The sequence below is a fragment of the Streptomyces yunnanensis genome, assembly GCF_029011865.1.
GTDB lineage: Bacteria > Actinomycetota > Actinomycetes > Streptomycetales > Streptomycetaceae > Streptomyces > Streptomyces yunnanensis.
Genome location: NZ_CP095749.1, coordinates 5,842,005 through 5,858,005, shown reverse-complemented (window position 1 = coordinate 5,858,005; position 16,001 = coordinate 5,842,005). Strand labels below are relative to the sequence as shown.

The 16,001-nt window shown below is 67.2% G+C and carries 8 protein-coding genes and 3 rRNA genes; 2 read left to right on the top strand and 9 right to left on the bottom strand.

The genetic code is table 11. The features are described 5' to 3' along the window. The first annotated feature begins 6 nt into the window (after positions 1–6). Complete coding sequence (locus MOV08_RS25615) at positions 7–1,317, top strand: DUF58 domain-containing protein (protein WP_275308986.1); 1,311 nt, start codon at positions 7–9, stop codon at positions 1,315–1,317. A gap of 387 nt (positions 1,318–1,704) precedes the next feature. On the opposite strand, the gene rrf is transcribed toward MOV08_RS25615, so the two are convergent. The 4 genes from rrf to MOV08_RS25595 form a co-directional block, all read right to left on the bottom strand. Next, positions 1,705–1,821 (bottom strand): 5S ribosomal RNA (gene rrf, locus MOV08_RS25610). Between the two features lie 71 nt (positions 1,822–1,892). Continuing rightward, positions 1,893–5,014, bottom strand: a 23S ribosomal RNA gene (locus MOV08_RS25605). A gap of 308 nt (positions 5,015–5,322) precedes the next feature. Beyond that, positions 5,323–6,851: ribosomal RNA gene (locus MOV08_RS25600) — 16S ribosomal RNA — on the bottom strand. The 16S, 23S and 5S rRNA genes sit together here, the layout of an rRNA operon. 749 nt (positions 6,852–7,600) lie before the next feature. After that, positions 7,601–8,608: a stage II sporulation protein M gene (locus tag MOV08_RS25595; protein ID WP_275308984.1), complete on the bottom strand. Its 1,008-nt coding sequence runs from the start codon at positions 8,606–8,608 to the stop codon at positions 7,601–7,603. 152 nt (positions 8,609–8,760) lie between these two features. On the opposite strand from MOV08_RS25595, the gene MOV08_RS25590 reads away from it, so the two are divergent. Further along, positions 8,761–9,786, top strand: coding sequence for an RDD family protein (locus MOV08_RS25590; protein ID WP_275308982.1), 1,026 nt, complete (start codon positions 8,761–8,763; stop codon positions 9,784–9,786). An 87-nt stretch (positions 9,787–9,873) separates the two neighbouring features. Here the strand turns inward: MOV08_RS25590 and MOV08_RS25585 are convergent, their stop codons facing one another. The 5 genes from MOV08_RS25585 to MOV08_RS25565 form a co-directional block, all read right to left on the bottom strand. After that, on the bottom strand, positions 9,874–10,488 hold the full coding sequence (locus MOV08_RS25585; RefSeq protein WP_039635901.1) for a hypothetical protein: 615 nt from the start codon (positions 10,486–10,488) through the stop codon (positions 9,874–9,876). Positions 10,489–10,641: 153 nt separating this feature from the next. After that, entirely contained in the window at positions 10,642–12,099 is a 1,458-nt protein-coding gene (gene ahcY / locus MOV08_RS25580; protein WP_039635900.1) for an adenosylhomocysteinase, read from the bottom strand. A gap of 377 nt (positions 12,100–12,476) precedes the next feature. Next, positions 12,477–13,421 carry a cation diffusion facilitator family transporter gene (locus MOV08_RS25575; protein ID WP_275308980.1) on the bottom strand — a complete coding sequence of 315 codons (945 nt, stop codon included), beginning with the start codon at positions 13,419–13,421 and terminating at the stop codon, positions 12,477–12,479. Positions 13,422–13,552: 131 nt separating this feature from the next. After that, a complete protein-coding gene (gene manA, locus MOV08_RS25570; protein ID WP_275308978.1) occupies positions 13,553–14,755 on the bottom strand; it encodes a mannose-6-phosphate isomerase, class I in 1,203 nt (400 codons plus the stop codon). A gap of 70 nt (positions 14,756–14,825) precedes the next feature. Beyond that, positions 14,826–15,962, bottom strand: coding sequence for an SIS domain-containing protein (locus tag MOV08_RS25565; protein WP_039635894.1), 1,137 nt, complete (start codon positions 15,960–15,962; stop codon positions 14,826–14,828). Positions 15,963–16,001: the final 39 nt, after the last annotated feature.

Below are 16,001 nucleotides of genomic sequence, written 5' to 3'. Positions count from 1 at the left end.
GAGATCGTGGCCCTCACCGGACGCGCTGCTCTCCTCTCGGCGCTCGGAGCCCTGGTCGTGGGCTTCGTGCTCCCCAGCTGGCTCGGGATCCTGACTGTCCAACTCACCCTGCTGATAGCAATTTTGTGCGACCTCGCGCTCGCCGCGCCAGTGCGAAAGCTCCATTTCACCCGAACCGGTGATACAAACGTTCGCCTAACAGGTGAAGCCCACATCCACCTCACCATCACCAACCCGGACCGCCGCCCCCTGCGCGCCCAACTCCGCGACGCTTGGCCCCCGAGCTCGTTCCGCCCCGGCGACGACATCCCCGCGTCCCGACACACTCTCCGCATCCCCGGCGGCGAACGCCGCCGCCTGACCACCACGCTCCGCCCCACCCGCCGCGGAGACCACCACGCCGTCCGCGTCACGGTCCGCTCCTACGGCCCCCTCGGCCTGGCCGCCCGCCAGGGGAACCACCACATCCCCTGGACCCTCCGCGTCCTGCCCCCCTTCACCAGCCGCAAGCACCTTCCCGCCAAACTCGCCCGGCTCCGCGAACTCGACGGCCGCACCAGCATCCTGACCCGAGGCGAGGGCACCGAATTCGACAGCCTCCGCGACTACACCCCCGGCGACGACACCCGCTCCATCGACTGGCGCGCCACCGCTCGCCGGCAGACCGTCGCCGTCCGCACCTGGCGCCCCGAACGCGACCGCCGCATCCTGCTCGTCCTGGAAACCGGCCGCACCTCAGCCGGCCGCGTCGGCGACACCCCCCGCCTCGACGCCTCCATGGACGCCGCCCTGCTGCTCGCCGCTCTCGCCTCCCGCGCCGGCGACCACGTCGACCTGCTCGCCTACGACCGCCGGGTACGTGCCTCCGTACTGGGCCGCACCGCCCGCGATCTCCTCCCGGCGCTCACCGACGCCCTGGCCCCTCTCGAACCCGAACTCATCGAAGCGGATGCCCGCGGCCTGGCGGCGACCATCCACCGCCACACCCCACGCCGTTCGTTGATCGTGCTCTTCACCGGTCTCGACACGGCTCCCATGGAGGAGGCCCTGCTGCCCGTCCTCCCCACCCTCACCCAGCGCAACGAAGTGATCGTCGCGGCCGTCGCGGACCCCCGTATCGAAGAGATGGCCGCCGGCCGCCACACCCCACAGGCCGTCTACGCAGCCGCCGCCGCGGAACAGACCCGCGCCGCCCGCCGCCGCACCGCCGACCGCCTCCGCCGCCACGGCATCACCGTCATCGACTCCACCCCGACCCGCCTGGCCCCCGACCTCGCCGACGCCTACCTCTCCCTGAAGTCCGCCGGCCGTCTCTAAGCCCCCTCCGCCCCGCCCAGAAGCAAGACCCATTCCCCATCAACAGCCAGGCCCCATCTCCCCGCAAACAGACCCCACATGCCCAGCGAAGCCGACGCCCCCAAAGGCGTCGGCTTCGCTACACCCTCTCCCCACACTCAACAGCCAACGGCACAAGCACCCACCGTTCCCGAACCAGCCAAGACCCCACAGCACCAGAGCACCCCGGCAACGTCCACCCTCGTCCATCTCCACCGCCCCTTCCGCCTTGCCTATGGAGACAACCGGCCCCGATACCAAACAAAAAGGGCCCGTTCCCAAGTCAAAGCAAGGGCTGCTTTGACTTGGGAACGGGCCCAAAACAGATAGACCCCGTACCATCCCGGTACGGGGTCTATCTCAAATTTAGTTCGGCGGCGTCCTACTCTCCCACAGGGTCCCCCCTGCAGTACCATCGGCGCTGAAAGGCTTAGCTTCCGGGTTCGGAATGTAACCGGGCGTTTCCCTAACGCTATAACCACCGAAACACTATGAAACACTAAACAACCGTTGGTCTGTTCGTGGCTTCAGAACCAACACAGTGGACGCGAGCAACTGAGGACAAGCCCTCGGCCTATTAGTACCAGTCAACTCCACACCTTACGGCGCTTCCATATCTGGCCTATCAACCCAGTCATCTACTGGGAGCCTTACCCCATCAAGTGGGTGGGAGCCCTCATCTCGAAGCAGGCTTCCCGCTTAGATGCTTTCAGCGGTTATCCTTTCCGAACGTAGCCAACCAGCCATGCCCTTGGCAGAACAACTGGCACACCAGAGGTCCGTCCGTCCCGGTCCTCTCGTACTAGGGACAGCCCTTCTCAAGACTCCTACGCGCGCAGCGGATAGGGACCGAACTGTCTCACGACGTTCTAAACCCAGCTCGCGTACCGCTTTAATGGGCGAACAGCCCAACCCTTGGGACCGACTCCAGCCCCAGGATGCGACGAGCCGACATCGAGGTGCCAAACCATCCCGTCGATATGGACTCTTGGGGAAGATCAGCCTGTTATCCCCGGGGTACCTTTTATCCGTTGAGCGACGGCGCTTCCACAAGCCACCGCCGGATCACTAGTCCCTACTTTCGTACCTGCTCGACCCGTCAGTCTCACAGTCAAGCTCCCTTGTGCACTTACACTCAACACCTGATTACCAACCAGGCTGAGGGAACCTTTGGGCGCCTCCGTTACCCTTTAGGAGGCAACCGCCCCAGTTAAACTACCCACCAGACACTGTCCCTGATCCGGATCACGGACCCAGGTTAGACATCCAGCACGACCAGAGTGGTATTTCAACAACGACTCCACACCAACTGGCGTTGGCGCTTCAAAGTCTCCCACCTATCCTACACAAGCCGAACCGAACACCAATATCAAGCTATAGTAAAGGTCCCGGGGTCTTTCCGTCCTGCTGCGCGAAACGAGCATCTTTACTCGTAATGCAATTTCACCGGGCCTATGGTTGAGACAGTCGAGAAGTCGTTACGCCATTCGTGCAGGTCGGAACTTACCCGACAAGGAATTTCGCTACCTTAGGATGGTTATAGTTACCACCGCCGTTTACTGGCGCTTAAGTTCTCAGCTTCGCCCCACCGAAATGGAGCTAACCGGTCCCCTTAACGTTCCAGCACCGGGCAGGCGTCAGTCCGTATACATCGCCTTACGGCTTCGCACGGACCTGTGTTTTTAGTAAACAGTCGCTTCTCGCTGGTCTCTGCGGCCACCCCCAGCTCAGGAAGCAAGTTCCCTCACCGGAAATGGCCCCCCTTCTCCCGAAGTTACGGGGGCATTTTGCCGAGTTCCTTAACCATAGTTCACCCGAACGCCTCGGTATTCTCTACCTGACCACCTGAGTCGGTTTAGGGTACGGGCCGCCTTGAAACTCACTAGAGGCTTTTCTCGACAGCATAGGATCATCCACTTCACCACAATCGGCTCGGCATCAGGTCTCAGCCTTAACGCGTGACGGATTTACCTACCACACGGCCTACACCCTTACCCCGGGACAACCACCGCCCGGGCTGGACTACCTTCCTGCGTCACCCCATCGCTTACCTACTACAAGTCTGGTCCGTCGGCTCCACCACTCCCCTTCACCCGAAGGCTCCAGGGCGGCTTCACGGACTTAGCATCGCCTGATTCAGTATTGGGCGCTTCAAAGCGGGTACCGGAATATCAACCGGTTGTCCATCGACTACGCCTGTCGGCCTCGCCTTAGGTCCCGACTTACCCTGGGCAGATCAGCTTGACCCAGGAACCCTTAGTCAATCGGCGCAAGAGTTTCCCACTCTTGTATCGCTACTCATGCCTGCATTCTCACTCGTGAACCGTCCACAACTCGTTTCCACGGCTGCTTCACCCGGCACACGACGCTCCCCTACCCATCACAACAGGCGTTAGCCCTCATGCTGCAATGACACGACTTCGGCGGTGTACTTGAGCCCCGCTACATTGTCGGCGCGGAATCACTTGACCAGTGAGCTATTACGCACTCTTTCAAGGGTGGCTGCTTCTAAGCCAACCTCCTGGTTGTCTCTGCGACTCCACATCCTTTCCCACTTAGCACACGCTTAGGGGCCTTAGTCGATGCTCTGGGCTGTTTCCCTCTCGACCATGGAGCTTATCCCCCACAGTCTCACTGCCGCGCTCTCACTTACCGGCATTCGGAGTTTGGCTAAGGTCAGTAACCCGGTAGGGCCCATCGCCTATCCAGTGCTCTACCTCCGGCAAGAAACACACGACGCTGCACCTAAATGCATTTCGGGGAGAACCAGCTATCACGGAGTTTGATTGGCCTTTCACCCCTAACCACAGGTCATCCCCCAGGTTTTCAACCCTGGTGGGTTCGGTCCTCCACGAAGTCTTACCTCCGCTTCAACCTGCCCATGGCTAGATCACTCCGCTTCGGGTCTTGAGCATGCTACTCCAACGCCCTATTCGGACTCGCTTTCGCTACGGCTTCCCCACACGGGTTAACCTCGCAACATACCGCAAACTCGCAGGCTCATTCTTCAAAAGGCACGCAGTCACGACGCAAAGAACAAGTCTCTGCGCGACGCTCCCACGGCTTGTAGGCACACGGTTTCAGGTACTATTTCACTCCGCTCCCGCGGTACTTTTCACCATTCCCTCACGGTACTATCCGCTATCGGTCACCAGGGAATATTTAGGCTTAACGGGTGGTCCCGCCAGATTCACACGGGATTTCTCGGGCCCCGTGCTACTTGGGTGGCTCTCAAGCAAGCCGCTGACGTTTCAGCTACGGGGGTCTTACCCTCTACGCCGGACCTTTCGCATGTCCTTCGCCTACATCAACGGTTTCTGACTCACCGACCGGCCGGCAGACCGATCAAGAAAGCTCCCACAACCCCAACCACGCAACCCCTGCCGGGTATCACACGTGACTGGTTTAGCCTCATCCAGTTTCGCTCGCCACTACTCCCGGAATCACGGTTGTTTTCTCTTCCTGCGGGTACTGAGATGTTTCACTTCCCCGCGTTCCCTCCACACTGCCTATGTGTTCAGCAGCGGGTGACAGCCCATGACGACTGCCGGGTTTCCCCATTCGGACACCCCCGGATCAAAGCTCGGTTGACAGCTCCCCGGGGCCTATCGCGGCCTCCCACGTCCTTCATCGGTTCCTGGTGCCAAGGCATCCACCGTGCGCCCTTAAAAACTTGGCCACAGATGCTCGCGTCCACTGTGCAGTTCTCAAACAACGACCAGCCACCCGTCACACACCCACAAGAGGCGCTTCACCGGGGCCGGCATCGCGAAGGCTCAGACCATAGTCCGCACCCTCAGACACCCAACAGCGTGCCCGACACCCAGACCCGACCCGATCCGCGTTCCACGCCCAAAGGCAGTACTAGCGTCCCGATCGATCCCTGTGTGCCGAGTAGTCAACGTTCCACCCATGAGCTAACCACCGTCGAACACTCGCCGACGTAGTGGCTCTGGACAATCTTGCGACTGCCTAGATGCTCCTTAGAAAGGAGGTGATCCAGCCGCACCTTCCGGTACGGCTACCTTGTTACGACTTCGTCCCAATCGCCAGTCCCACCTTCGACGATTCCCTCCCACAAGGGGTTGGGCCACCGGCTTCGGGTGTTACCGACTTTCGTGACGTGACGGGCGGTGTGTACAAGGCCCGGGAACGTATTCACCGCAGCAATGCTGATCTGCGATTACTAGCAACTCCGACTTCATGGGGTCGAGTTGCAGACCCCAATCCGAACTGAGACCGGCTTTTTGAGATTCGCTCCACCTCGCGGTATCGCAGCTCATTGTACCGGCCATTGTAGCACGTGTGCAGCCCAAGACATAAGGGGCATGATGACTTGACGTCGTCCCCACCTTCCTCCGAGTTGACCCCGGCAGTCTCCTGTGAGTCCCCATCACCCCGAAAGGCATGCTGGCAACACAGAACAAGGGTTGCGCTCGTTGCGGGACTTAACCCAACATCTCACGACACGAGCTGACGACAGCCATGCACCACCTGTACACCGACCACAAGGGGGACCGTGTCTCCACGGTTTTCCGGTGTATGTCAAGCCTTGGTAAGGTTCTTCGCGTTGCGTCGAATTAAGCCACATGCTCCGCTGCTTGTGCGGGCCCCCGTCAATTCCTTTGAGTTTTAGCCTTGCGGCCGTACTCCCCAGGCGGGGAACTTAATGCGTTAGCTGCGGCACGGACGACGTGGAATGTCGCCCACACCTAGTTCCCAACGTTTACGGCGTGGACTACCAGGGTATCTAATCCTGTTCGCTCCCCACGCTTTCGCTCCTCAGCGTCAGTATCGGCCCAGAGATCCGCCTTCGCCACCGGTGTTCCTCCTGATATCTGCGCATTTCACCGCTACACCAGGAATTCCGATCTCCCCTACCGAACTCTAGCCTGCCCGTATCGAATGCAGACCCGGGGTTAAGCCCCGGGCTTTCACATCCGACGTGACAAGCCGCCTACGAGCTCTTTACGCCCAATAATTCCGGACAACGCTCGCGCCCTACGTATTACCGCGGCTGCTGGCACGTAGTTAGCCGGCGCTTCTTCTGCAGGTACCGTCACTCTCGCTTCTTCCCTGCTGAAAGAGGTTTACAACCCGAAGGCCGTCATCCCTCACGCGGCGTCGCTGCATCAGGCTTTCGCCCATTGTGCAATATTCCCCACTGCTGCCTCCCGTAGGAGTCTGGGCCGTGTCTCAGTCCCAGTGTGGCCGGTCGCCCTCTCAGGCCGGCTACCCGTCGTCGCCTTGGTGAGCCACTACCTCACCAACAAGCTGATAGGCCGCGGGCTCATCCTTCACCGCCGGAGCTTTCCACACGGAGATCATGCGACCCCGTGTCATATCCGGTATTAGACCCCGTTTCCAGGGCTTGTCCCAGAGTGAAGGGCAGATTGCCCACGTGTTACTCACCCGTTCGCCACTAATCCCCGACCGAAGCCGGTTCATCGTTCGACTTGCATGTGTTAAGCACGCCGCCAGCGTTCGTCCTGAGCCAGGATCAAACTCTCCGTGAATGCTTACCGGTAATCCGGTATCAACACTCGCGTTGAGCGGAACCACAAGGAGGAATAATCCTCGCGGTTCACAGCGTCCTCGCTGTGCGCCTCCCAAAGCTATTGGAAGGACTTTTCAAAGGAACCTCATCTCCATGATGGAGACGGGGTATCAACATATCTGGCGTTGACTTTTGGCACGCTGTTGAGTTCTCAAGGAACGGACGCTTCCTTCGGCCACCCTCTCGGGCTTCCTCCGGGCGCTTCCCTTCGGTCTTGCGTCTCCGACTCTATCAGATCCTTTCGGCTCCGATTTTCGCCGGTGCGATTCGGCCTTTCGGCTTCCTCGCGGTTCCAACCTTACCAGATCCGTTTCCGTCTCTGGCCCCCTGTTGGAGTGGGGTCCGGCCGCTTCGCTTTCGCTTTTCGGCCTTTCCGACTTTATCAGATCTTCTTTCCGTTCCGGCCCGCTTCTCAGTGAGTTGCGGTCGGTTCGAATTTCGTTCTGAATTACCCGTCGGAGGGGGATGCCTTTCGACTTTTCCGACTTTATCAGAAGGTATTCGATCCAAATGACGGAGCGAAAGCTTCTGATAAGTGATCGGTGCGCCCCGCCATTGCGAATGTGCGGCTGGAGCAGAGAGACTATCCGTCGCGATCGAACTTGTCCAGTTCGTTGCAACCGTTTGAATCTACCTCCCACTGCCACCCATGTCAACGGGTTTCTGGGGCGAAGAGGAGATTAGCAGGTCAGGAGGGGTGTACGCACATCAGGCGGCGGTGGGGAGGAGGGCGGCGCGGTCGGTGGCGGTGACGTCGCCGGTCTCGCCGGCGCGTGCGGCGCGTCCGCCCAGTACATAGACGTAGGTGAGGAATGCCAGCTCGGCGACGATGCCGATGGTGATGCGGGCCCAGGTGGGGAGGCCGGAGGGGGTGACGAAGCCTTCGAGGACGCCGGAGACGAAGAGGACGGCGGCCAGGCCGACGGCGACGCCCAGTGCGGTGCGGCCCTCCTCGGCCAGGGCGATGCGGCGGGTGCGGGGGCCGGGGTCGATGACGGTCCACCCCAGGCGGAGGCCGATGCCGGCGGCGACGAAGACGGCGGTCAGTTCGAGGAGTCCGTGTGGGAGGAGCAGGCCCAGGAAGGTGTCGAGGCGGCCCGCCGAGGACATCAGGCCCAGGCCGGCGCCCAGGTTGAGCATGTTCTCGAAGAGGACCCACAGGACGGGGACGCCGAGGAAGGCTCCGAGGACCAGGCACAGGGCCACGGCCTGGGCGTTGTTCGTCCATACCTGGGCGGCGAAGGCCGCGGCGGGGTGGTTGGAGTAGTAGGTCTCGTACTCGCCGCCGGGGCGGGTCATCTCCCGGAGGTCCTGGGGGGCGCCGAGGGTGGTCTGGACCTCCGGGTGGGCGGCTATCCACCAGGCCAGGAGGGCGGCGACGGTGAGGGAGAGCACCGCCGTGGGGATCCACCAGTGGCGCAGGCGGTAGACGGCGGCGGGGAACGAGGTGGTGAAGAAGCCGGCCGCGTCGCGCCAGGAGGACCTGCGGGCGCCGGTGACCTTGCTGCGGGCGCGGGCGACCAGGGAGGTGAGGCGGCCGGTCAGGGCCGGGTCGGGGGCGCTGGAGAGGAGGAGGGAGAGGTGGGTGGTGGTGCGTTGGTAGAGGGCGACGAGTTCGTCCGCCTCGGCGCCGGTGAGGCGGCGCTTGCGGCGCAGCAAGGTCTCCAGGCGGTCCCATTCGGCGCCGTGGGCCGTGACGAAGACATCGAGGTCCATACGGGGTCGCTCCTCGCAGCGCGGTGGGTGGGTGCCGGGCCAGCTTGGCAGACTGGCCGGGCGCGGGGCCCCGGACCTCCGGGGCGGAACCGCGGTGGGACGGGCGGCCGTGGTGGCGGGCCGGGTAACAGGGGTCGAGAGGGAGTGGGCGTGTGAGTCAGCTGGTGACGGGCGAGGCCGTGGTGCTGGGGCTGCGGCCGGCCAGGCTGGCGAGCCGGGGGCTGGCGGTCGTGGTCGATCTCGCGGTGGCCTGGGGGACGTACATCGCGGTGACGTTGGTGATGGTGAGCACCGCGTCCTCGTTGGACGGTGCGGTGCTGGCGGCCCTACAGGTGGCGACGCTGGTGCTGGTGCAGGTGGGGATACCGATCGCGGTGGAGACGCTGAGCCACGGGCGGTCGTTGGGGAAGCTGATCTGCGGGTTGCGGGTGGTGCGGGAGGACGGCGGGCCGATCCGGTTCCGGCATGCGCTGGTGCGGGGTGCCATGGGGGCCATCGAGATCGTGATGACGATGGGGGTGCTGGCGTCGATCGCGTCGCTGGTGTCGGCCCGGGGCCGGCGGCTGGGCGATGTGTTCGCCGGGACGCTGGTGATCCGGGAGCGGGTGCCCGAGGCGGAGGGCGGGGGCGTGGTGCTGCCGGCACCGCCTCCGTGGCTGGCCGGGGAGATCGGGGGGCTCGATCTGTCCCGGGTGCCGGACGGGTGGTGGCTAGCCGTGCGGCAGTACCTGGGGCGGCTGGGCGAGTTGGATCCGCAGGCGGGCGCGGCGATGGCCGGGCGGCTCGCCGGTGATCTGTGGGGCTTCACGGGGGCGGCGGTGCCGGCGGGCGTGGACCCGGCGGTGTATTTGGCCGCGGTGATGGGTGAGCGGCAGGAGCGGGAGTCCCGGCGGGCGTTCGGGGAGAGCGGTGCGGCGGGGGTGTATCCGGGGGCGGGGTCGGCCTCGGCTTCCGGGGCGGTGCCGGAGGAGTCCTCGGGTGGGGTTCCCGAGGGCGGTGCGACCGCTGCCGGTGGGGCGTGGGTGGTGCCCGGGGGTGCCGTGACGGCCGGGCCTGCGGCGGCGGGCGGTGCCCCTGGGGGCGGCGGTGCTGCCTGGACTGCGGGGACGGTGCCGGGGGCTCGGGACGGGGGCGGGCAGCCGGCCCGGCCGAGCACCGGGTTCGCGCCGCCCGTGTGAGGCGGGACGGGGGGCGAGCGGATCACGCCACGCGATCCCGGCCGCCCCTCTGCCGACGCACCCCTGCCAACGGGGGTTCGTCGGCGGTCAGTTGAAGGTCGAGGGCGGTGTGTCGAGGGATTCGAGTTCGATGCCGGGGGCGGCGAGGACGACGTCGCCGGCGAGGTGCACGGCGTGCTGTTCGCCGGTTTCGAGGTCGGTGACCTGGTACTCGTCGGCGACGAGCGGGGCGGTGTCAGTGGCGTGTGGTGTGCTGGAGAGCAGCGCCCAGGACTGGTCGAGGGTGCGGGGGGCGAGGACGGGGGGTGTGAAGGCGACGAGGCGGACGCGGGTCGCGCCGGCGCCGAGGACGGGGCGGAGCAGGCGCGCGGTGGCGACGAGGAAGGCCGGGGAGGCGCCGGTGAAGGCGTGGGCGGGGACGTTGCCCTCGGTGGCGTGGGTGCCGGTGGGGTCGGTGCGTACCCAGGTGACGCCGTCCAGGGCGGCGCCGCGCACCTGCCATGCGGCGGCGTGCAGTTCCAGGCGGATCGGGCGGCCGAGCTCGTCGAGGGTGAGGTCGACGGAGCCGGTGTGCTCGCCGGCGGTGTTGAGGGTCTGGGAGACGTAGCGCCAGCCGGAGGGGCCGGTGGCGCAGTGGAAGTGTTCCTCGCCGAGGGGGGTGCGGTCGTGCGGGTCGTACAGGGAGTAGTGGCCGCGGGGCATGGTGGTGCAGTCCTTGGGGGGTGGGGTGGTGCGCCGGGGGTGCGGGGTTTTCCGGGGATTCTGCGGGCCAGGCCCCCGCCGGGTGGGCGAGGGCCTGGTGCCAGCGGCTGCTGGGTGAGCGGGTGTCCGGTCCGCGGGCGGGCCGGGGGTGGCTCAGTAGCGGTAGTGGTCGGGCTTGAAGGGGCCCTCGACCTTGACGCCGATGTAGTCGGCCTGCTCCTGGCGCAGGGTGGTGAGTTTGACGCCCAGCGCGTCCAGGTGGAGGCGGGCGACCTTCTCGTCCAGGTGCTTGGGCAGGACGTACACGTCGGTGGGGTACTGCTCGGGCTTGGTGAACAGCTCGATCTGGGCCAGCGTCTGGTCCGCGAAGGAGTTGGACATCACGAACGAGGGGTGACCGGTGGCGTTGCCGAGGTTGAGCAGGCGGCCCTCGGAGAGCACGATCAGGACCTTGCCGTCCGGGTGGGTCCAGGTGTGGACCTGCGGCTTGACCTCGTCCTTGACGATGCCCGGCAGCTTCGCCAGACCGGCCATGTCGATCTCGTTGTCGAAGTGGCCGATGTTGCCGACGATCGCCTGGTGCTTCATCCGCGCCATGTCGGAGGCAAGGATGATGTCCTTGTTGCCGGTGGTGGTGATGAAGATGTCGGCGGTCTCCACGACGTCGTCGAGGGTGGTGACCTGGTAGCCGTCCATGGCCGCCTGGAGCGCGCAGATCGGGTCGATCTCGGTGATGATGACGCGGGCGCCCTGGCCGCGCAGGGATTCCGCGCAGCCCTTGCCGACGTCGCCGTAGCCGCAGACGACGGCGGTCTTGCCGCCGATCAGGACGTCGGTGGCGCGGTTGATGCCGTCGATGAGCGAGTGGCGGCAGCCGTACTTGTTGTCGAACTTGGACTTGGTCACCGCGTCGTTGACGTTGATCGCGGGGAAGAGCAGGTCGCCGTCGCGCTGCATCTCGTAGAGGCGGTGGACACCGGTGGTGGTCTCCTCCGTCACGCCGCGGATCTCGGACGCCAGCCGGGTCCACTTCTGCGGGTTCTCGGCGAGGGTGCGGTTGAGGAGCTCCAGGATGGCGCGGTGTTCCTCGTTCTCCGCGGTCTCCACCGCCGGGGCCTTGCCGGCCTTCTCGTACTCGACGCCCTTGTGGACGAGGAGGGTGGCGTCGCCACCGTCGTCGAGGATCATGTTCGGGCCGCCGGTGGGGGTGCCCGGCCAGGTCAGCGCCTGCTCCGTGCACCACCAGTACTCCTCCAGGGTCTCGCCCTTCCAGGCGAAGACCGGGACGCCCTGGGGGTCCTCGGGGGTGCCGGTGGGGCCGACGGCGATGGCCGCGGCGGCGTGGTCCTGGGTGGAGAAGATGTTGCAGGAGGCCCAGCGGACCTGCGCGCCCAGGGCGACCAGGGTCTCGATCAGCACGGCGGTCTGCACGGTCATGTGCAGCGAGCCGGTGACCCGCGCGCCTTTGAGGGGCTGCTGGGCGGCGTACTCCTTGCGGATCGCCATCAGGCCGGGCATCTCGTGCTCGGCGAGGGTGATCTCCTTGCGGCCGAAGGCGGCGAGGGACAGGTCGGCGACCTTGAAGTCCTGGCCGGTGGCTGCTGTCGTCATTACGGGCTGCTCCTCGGGTGTCGAGGTCGGTCGGGCAATTCGGGCAGTCTGCGGCGCGGGTCGGGGTCCCGGTGGTGACCGGGCGTACGCGAGCGTACGCGGAGGCCGTTACACCTCTCCCCTTGCCGCAGCGCAGTCCGTCGGAGGCCCTCTCTCCCTCGGCCGGTCCGCGGTGCGGGCCGCCCGACCGCCATCAGCAGCGACGTCTGGCACTTCCCCCGAATCTACACCGATCGGCTCTGCGGCCCCAGCCCGCATGGGCCCCTTCATTGGCTTGTTCTGTGCGCCGCGGGGGTGCGGCGGGCCGGTGGGCGGGGTGGCGGCATGCGAGGGCCCCGCCTTCCACGGAGGTGGCGGGGCCCGCGGTGGGTGGTCGGTCAGCTGCCGCTGGGGGCCTGGGCCGCGGCGGCCTTCTCGTCGTAGATGTCGGGTTCGAGGTAGATGACGCGGGCGATCGGGACGGCTTCCCGGATGCGGGCCTCGGCGGCGTCGATGGCGCGGGCGACCTCGGCGGCGGTGTCGTCGTGCTGGACGGCGATCTTGGCGGCGACGAGGAGTTCCTCGGGGCCGAGGTGGAGGGTGCGCATGTGGATGACGCGGGTGACGACGTCGCCGTCGACGAGGGCGGCGCGGATCTTGGCGACCTGGTCGGGGCCGGCGGCCTCGCCGAGCAGCAGGGACTTGGTCTCGGCGGCGAGGACGAGGGCGATCAGCACCAGCAGGGCGCCGATGGCCATGGTGCCGACGCCGTCCCAGACGCCGCTGCCGGTGGCGAGGGTGAGGCCGACGCCGACCAGGGCGAGGACCAGGCCGATCAGGGCGCCGAAGTCCTCCAGCAGGACGACGGGGAGTTCGGGGGCCTTGGCGCGACGGATGAACTGTATCCAGGACTGCTTGCCGCGCAGTTCGTTGGACTCCTTGACGGCGGTGCGGAAGGAGAAGCCCTCGGCGATGACGGCGAAGACCAGGACGCCGACCGGCCAGTACCAGTTGTCCAGGGGGTGCGGGTTCCGGATCTTCTCCCAACCCTCGTAGAGGGCGAAGACGCCGCCGATGGTGAACAGGACGATGGAGACCAGGAAGCCGTATATGTAGCGCTCGCGGCCGTAGCCGAAGGGGTGTTCGGCGGTGGCGGCGCGCTTGGCCTTCTTGCCGCCGAGCAGCAGCAGGCCCTGGTTGCCGGAGTCCGCGAGGGAGTGCACGCCTTCGGCCAGCATCGAGGACGAGCCGCTGAAGGCGAAGGCGACGAACTTGGCCACGGCGATCGCCAGGTTGGCGCCCAGCGCCGCAACGATCGCCTTGGTGCCGCCAGATGCGCTCATGAGTGCGCCACGTCCTTTCCGTAGACCGGCCCTTCCGTAGACCGGGCTTTACCGCCCCTTTAATGCCGTGCGGCGGTCATTGTTGCAGCCCGGCCCGGGGAAGGCGCGGGGTGGCCGGGTCGCGGACGGCGTCAGGCGACGACGGTGGCGCGGAAGAGGGTGCCGGCGCCGGCGAGGGTGAGGTGTTCGCCGGCGGGGACGAAGGCGGCGCCGCCGGGGGTGAGGGTGAGTTCCCCGGTGGTGCCGGCGTCGCTGGTCAGGTGCACGGTGCCGGCGGTGCAGAGCAGGATCTGCGGGGTGCGGGCGGGCAGCGGGCGGGGTGCGGAGCCGGGGGCCAGGACGAAGCGGGAGAGCCGGAACTCGTCGATGGGGGTGTCGTAGACCTCCTCGCCGTCGACCTCCTCGGGGCGCAGGACGCCGGCGTCGCGGGGCGTGAAGCGGACCACGCGCAGGAGTTCGGGGACGTCGACGTGCTTGGGGGTGAGGCCGCAGCGGAGCACGTTGTCGGAGTTGGCCATCAGCTCGACGCCGAGGCCGCTGAGGTAGGCGTGCGGTATGCCGGCGCCGAGGTAGAGCGCTTCGCCGGGCTGGAGGCGGACGTGGTTGAGGAGCATCGCGGCGAGGATGCCGGGGTCGCCCGGGTAGTGGTGGGCGAGGCCGGCGTAGGCGGCGTAGGCGTCGGCGTGCGGGCCTCCCTTGGGGGCGAGGTGGCCGGCGGCGGTGGCGGCGCGTTCGACGGTCTCGGCGATGGCGTGGGGTTCGGCGACGAGGACGGCGGTGAGCACCTCGCGCAGCGCGGACTCCTCGGGGCTGGCGCGCAGGATGTCGACGTACGGCTTGAGGTCGGCGACGTCCAGGCCCTCCAGGAGTTCGGCGGCCTCGGCGGGGTGCCGGAAGCCGCAGAGGCCCTCGAAGGGGGTGAGGGCGCAGATCAGTTCGGGCTTGTGGTTGGCGTCCTTGTAGTTGCGGTGCGGGGCGTCGAGGGGGATGCCGCGGGCCTCCTCGTCGGCGAAGCCCGCTGCGGCCTGGGCGCGGTCGGGGTGGACCTGGAGGGAGAGCGGGGCGCCGGCGGCGAGGACCTTGAACAGGAACGGCAGCCGGGGGCCGAAGGCGCGGACGGCGTCGGCGCCCAGTGCGGCCTCGGGGTCGGCGTCGATCACGTCGGCGAGGGAGACCGGGCCGTGGCCGCGGTCGAGGCGGGAGGGGGCCCCGGGGTGCGCGCCGAGCCATATCTCGGCCTGCGGTTCGCCGGTGGGCGGGACGCCGAGGAGGTCGGGGATGGCGGTGGTGGAGCCCCAGGCGTAGGGGCGCACGGCGTTGACGAGGCGGTCCATCGGGCGGCTGCTTCCTGACGTGGCGTGGGTGGTCCGGCGGGGCGCGGTGGCGACTGCCCCGAAGGCATGATCACTCGGTGCCGGCGAGCGCCAGGTAAACGGCGCCGAAATCGGCGATGGCAAGGAGTTCAGCGGCGCGTTCCAGGTCGCTGCCGGCGCCGGGGTGCAGTTCGCTGAGCGGGGTGTCGCGCTCGTCGGCGAGCTGCTGGGCGGCGCGGGTGGCGGAGAGCGGGCCGGCCTCGGCCTCGCGGAGCAGGATGATCCTGGCGTGCAGGGCGGCGGGCTGCTCGACGCGGTCGCGGAAGAAGTCGTCCGGGTCGGCGCCGGCGGCCAGTGCGCCGGCGAGCAGGGGGCGGTGGGTGGTGAGCGCCTCGGGGAGCTCGGCGGCGAGGCCGGGGCGGCCGGCCAGTCCGGCGAGTTCGGTGGCGAAGTGGCGGCCGACGGCGCCGGCGATCGGGCCCTCGGTCCAGATCAGCGGGAGCGCGTCGGCGAGGTCGGCGGCGAGGGTCTTGCCGGGGTTGGTGTAGGTGGGGATGGCCGGTCCGCAGCGTTCGGCGATCTGGTCCAGGCGGTCGGCGAGCTTGCCGACGGCGTCCGCGGGGGCGTTGATCAGGCCGATCCGGTCGGCGAGCACCAGCAGCGGGATGAGGACGGACCAGAGGGTGCCGGGGGCGGCGGGCGGGGCGCCCTCGACGTCGAATTCGGTGTCGTAGGCGGTGGTGGCCAGGGGGACGGGCAGGCCGCGGGCCTGGACGACGGCGTCGGCGAGCGGGCCGCCGGCGGGGGTGACGGCGACGACCGCGCAGCCGCGGCGGTAGGACTGTTCGACGAGTTCGGCGAGGCCGGGGTCGGCGGCGTCGGGGCCGGCGACGAGGAGGAGGTCGAGGGGGCCGGCCCAGCCGGGCAGGGTCCAGCGGAGCGCGCCGGGTACGGGGGCGACGCCGGTGGGTTGGATGAGGCTGACCGGGCAGCTGCCGCCGCTGAGGGCGCGCAGCAGGTCGGCGACGCCGGGCGCGGCCGGGCCGGGGCCGGCGACGAGGACGGCGCGCGGGCGCCCGTCGGGGGTCAGCTCGGGGATGCCGGATTCGGCGGCGCTGCGGGCGGCGGTGCGGACCCGCGCGCCGGATTCGGCGACGGCGCGCAGCAGGCCGAAGCGGTCGGCGCCGGCCAGCGCCTCGGGAGCGTCGAGCAGTGACTCGTCGAGCATGGTGGCGCGGCCTCCGATCGCCGGTACGGGCGGGGTGGT

What these genes read in the sequence shown, in the direction of transcription:
- manA (WP_275308978.1), bottom strand. Translation starts at nt 14,755, where the DNA reads ATGGACCGCCTCGTCAACGCCGTGCGCCCCTACGCCTGGGGCTCCACC.
- ahcY (WP_039635900.1), bottom strand. Translation starts at nt 12,099, where the DNA reads ATGACGACAGCAGCCACCGGCCAGGACTTCAAGGTCGCCGACCTGTCC.
- MOV08_RS25565 (WP_039635894.1), bottom strand. Translation starts at nt 15,962, where the DNA reads ATGCTCGACGAGTCACTGCTCGACGCTCCCGAGGCGCTGGCCGGCGCC.
- MOV08_RS25595 (WP_275308984.1), bottom strand. Translation starts at nt 8,608, where the DNA reads ATGGACCTCGATGTCTTCGTCACGGCCCACGGCGCCGAATGGGACCGC.
- MOV08_RS25585 (WP_039635901.1), bottom strand. Translation starts at nt 10,488, where the DNA reads ATGCCCCGCGGCCACTACTCCCTGTACGACCCGCACGACCGCACCCCC.
- MOV08_RS25575 (WP_275308980.1), bottom strand. Translation starts at nt 13,421, where the DNA reads ATGAGCGCATCTGGCGGCACCAAGGCGATCGTTGCGGCGCTGGGCGCC.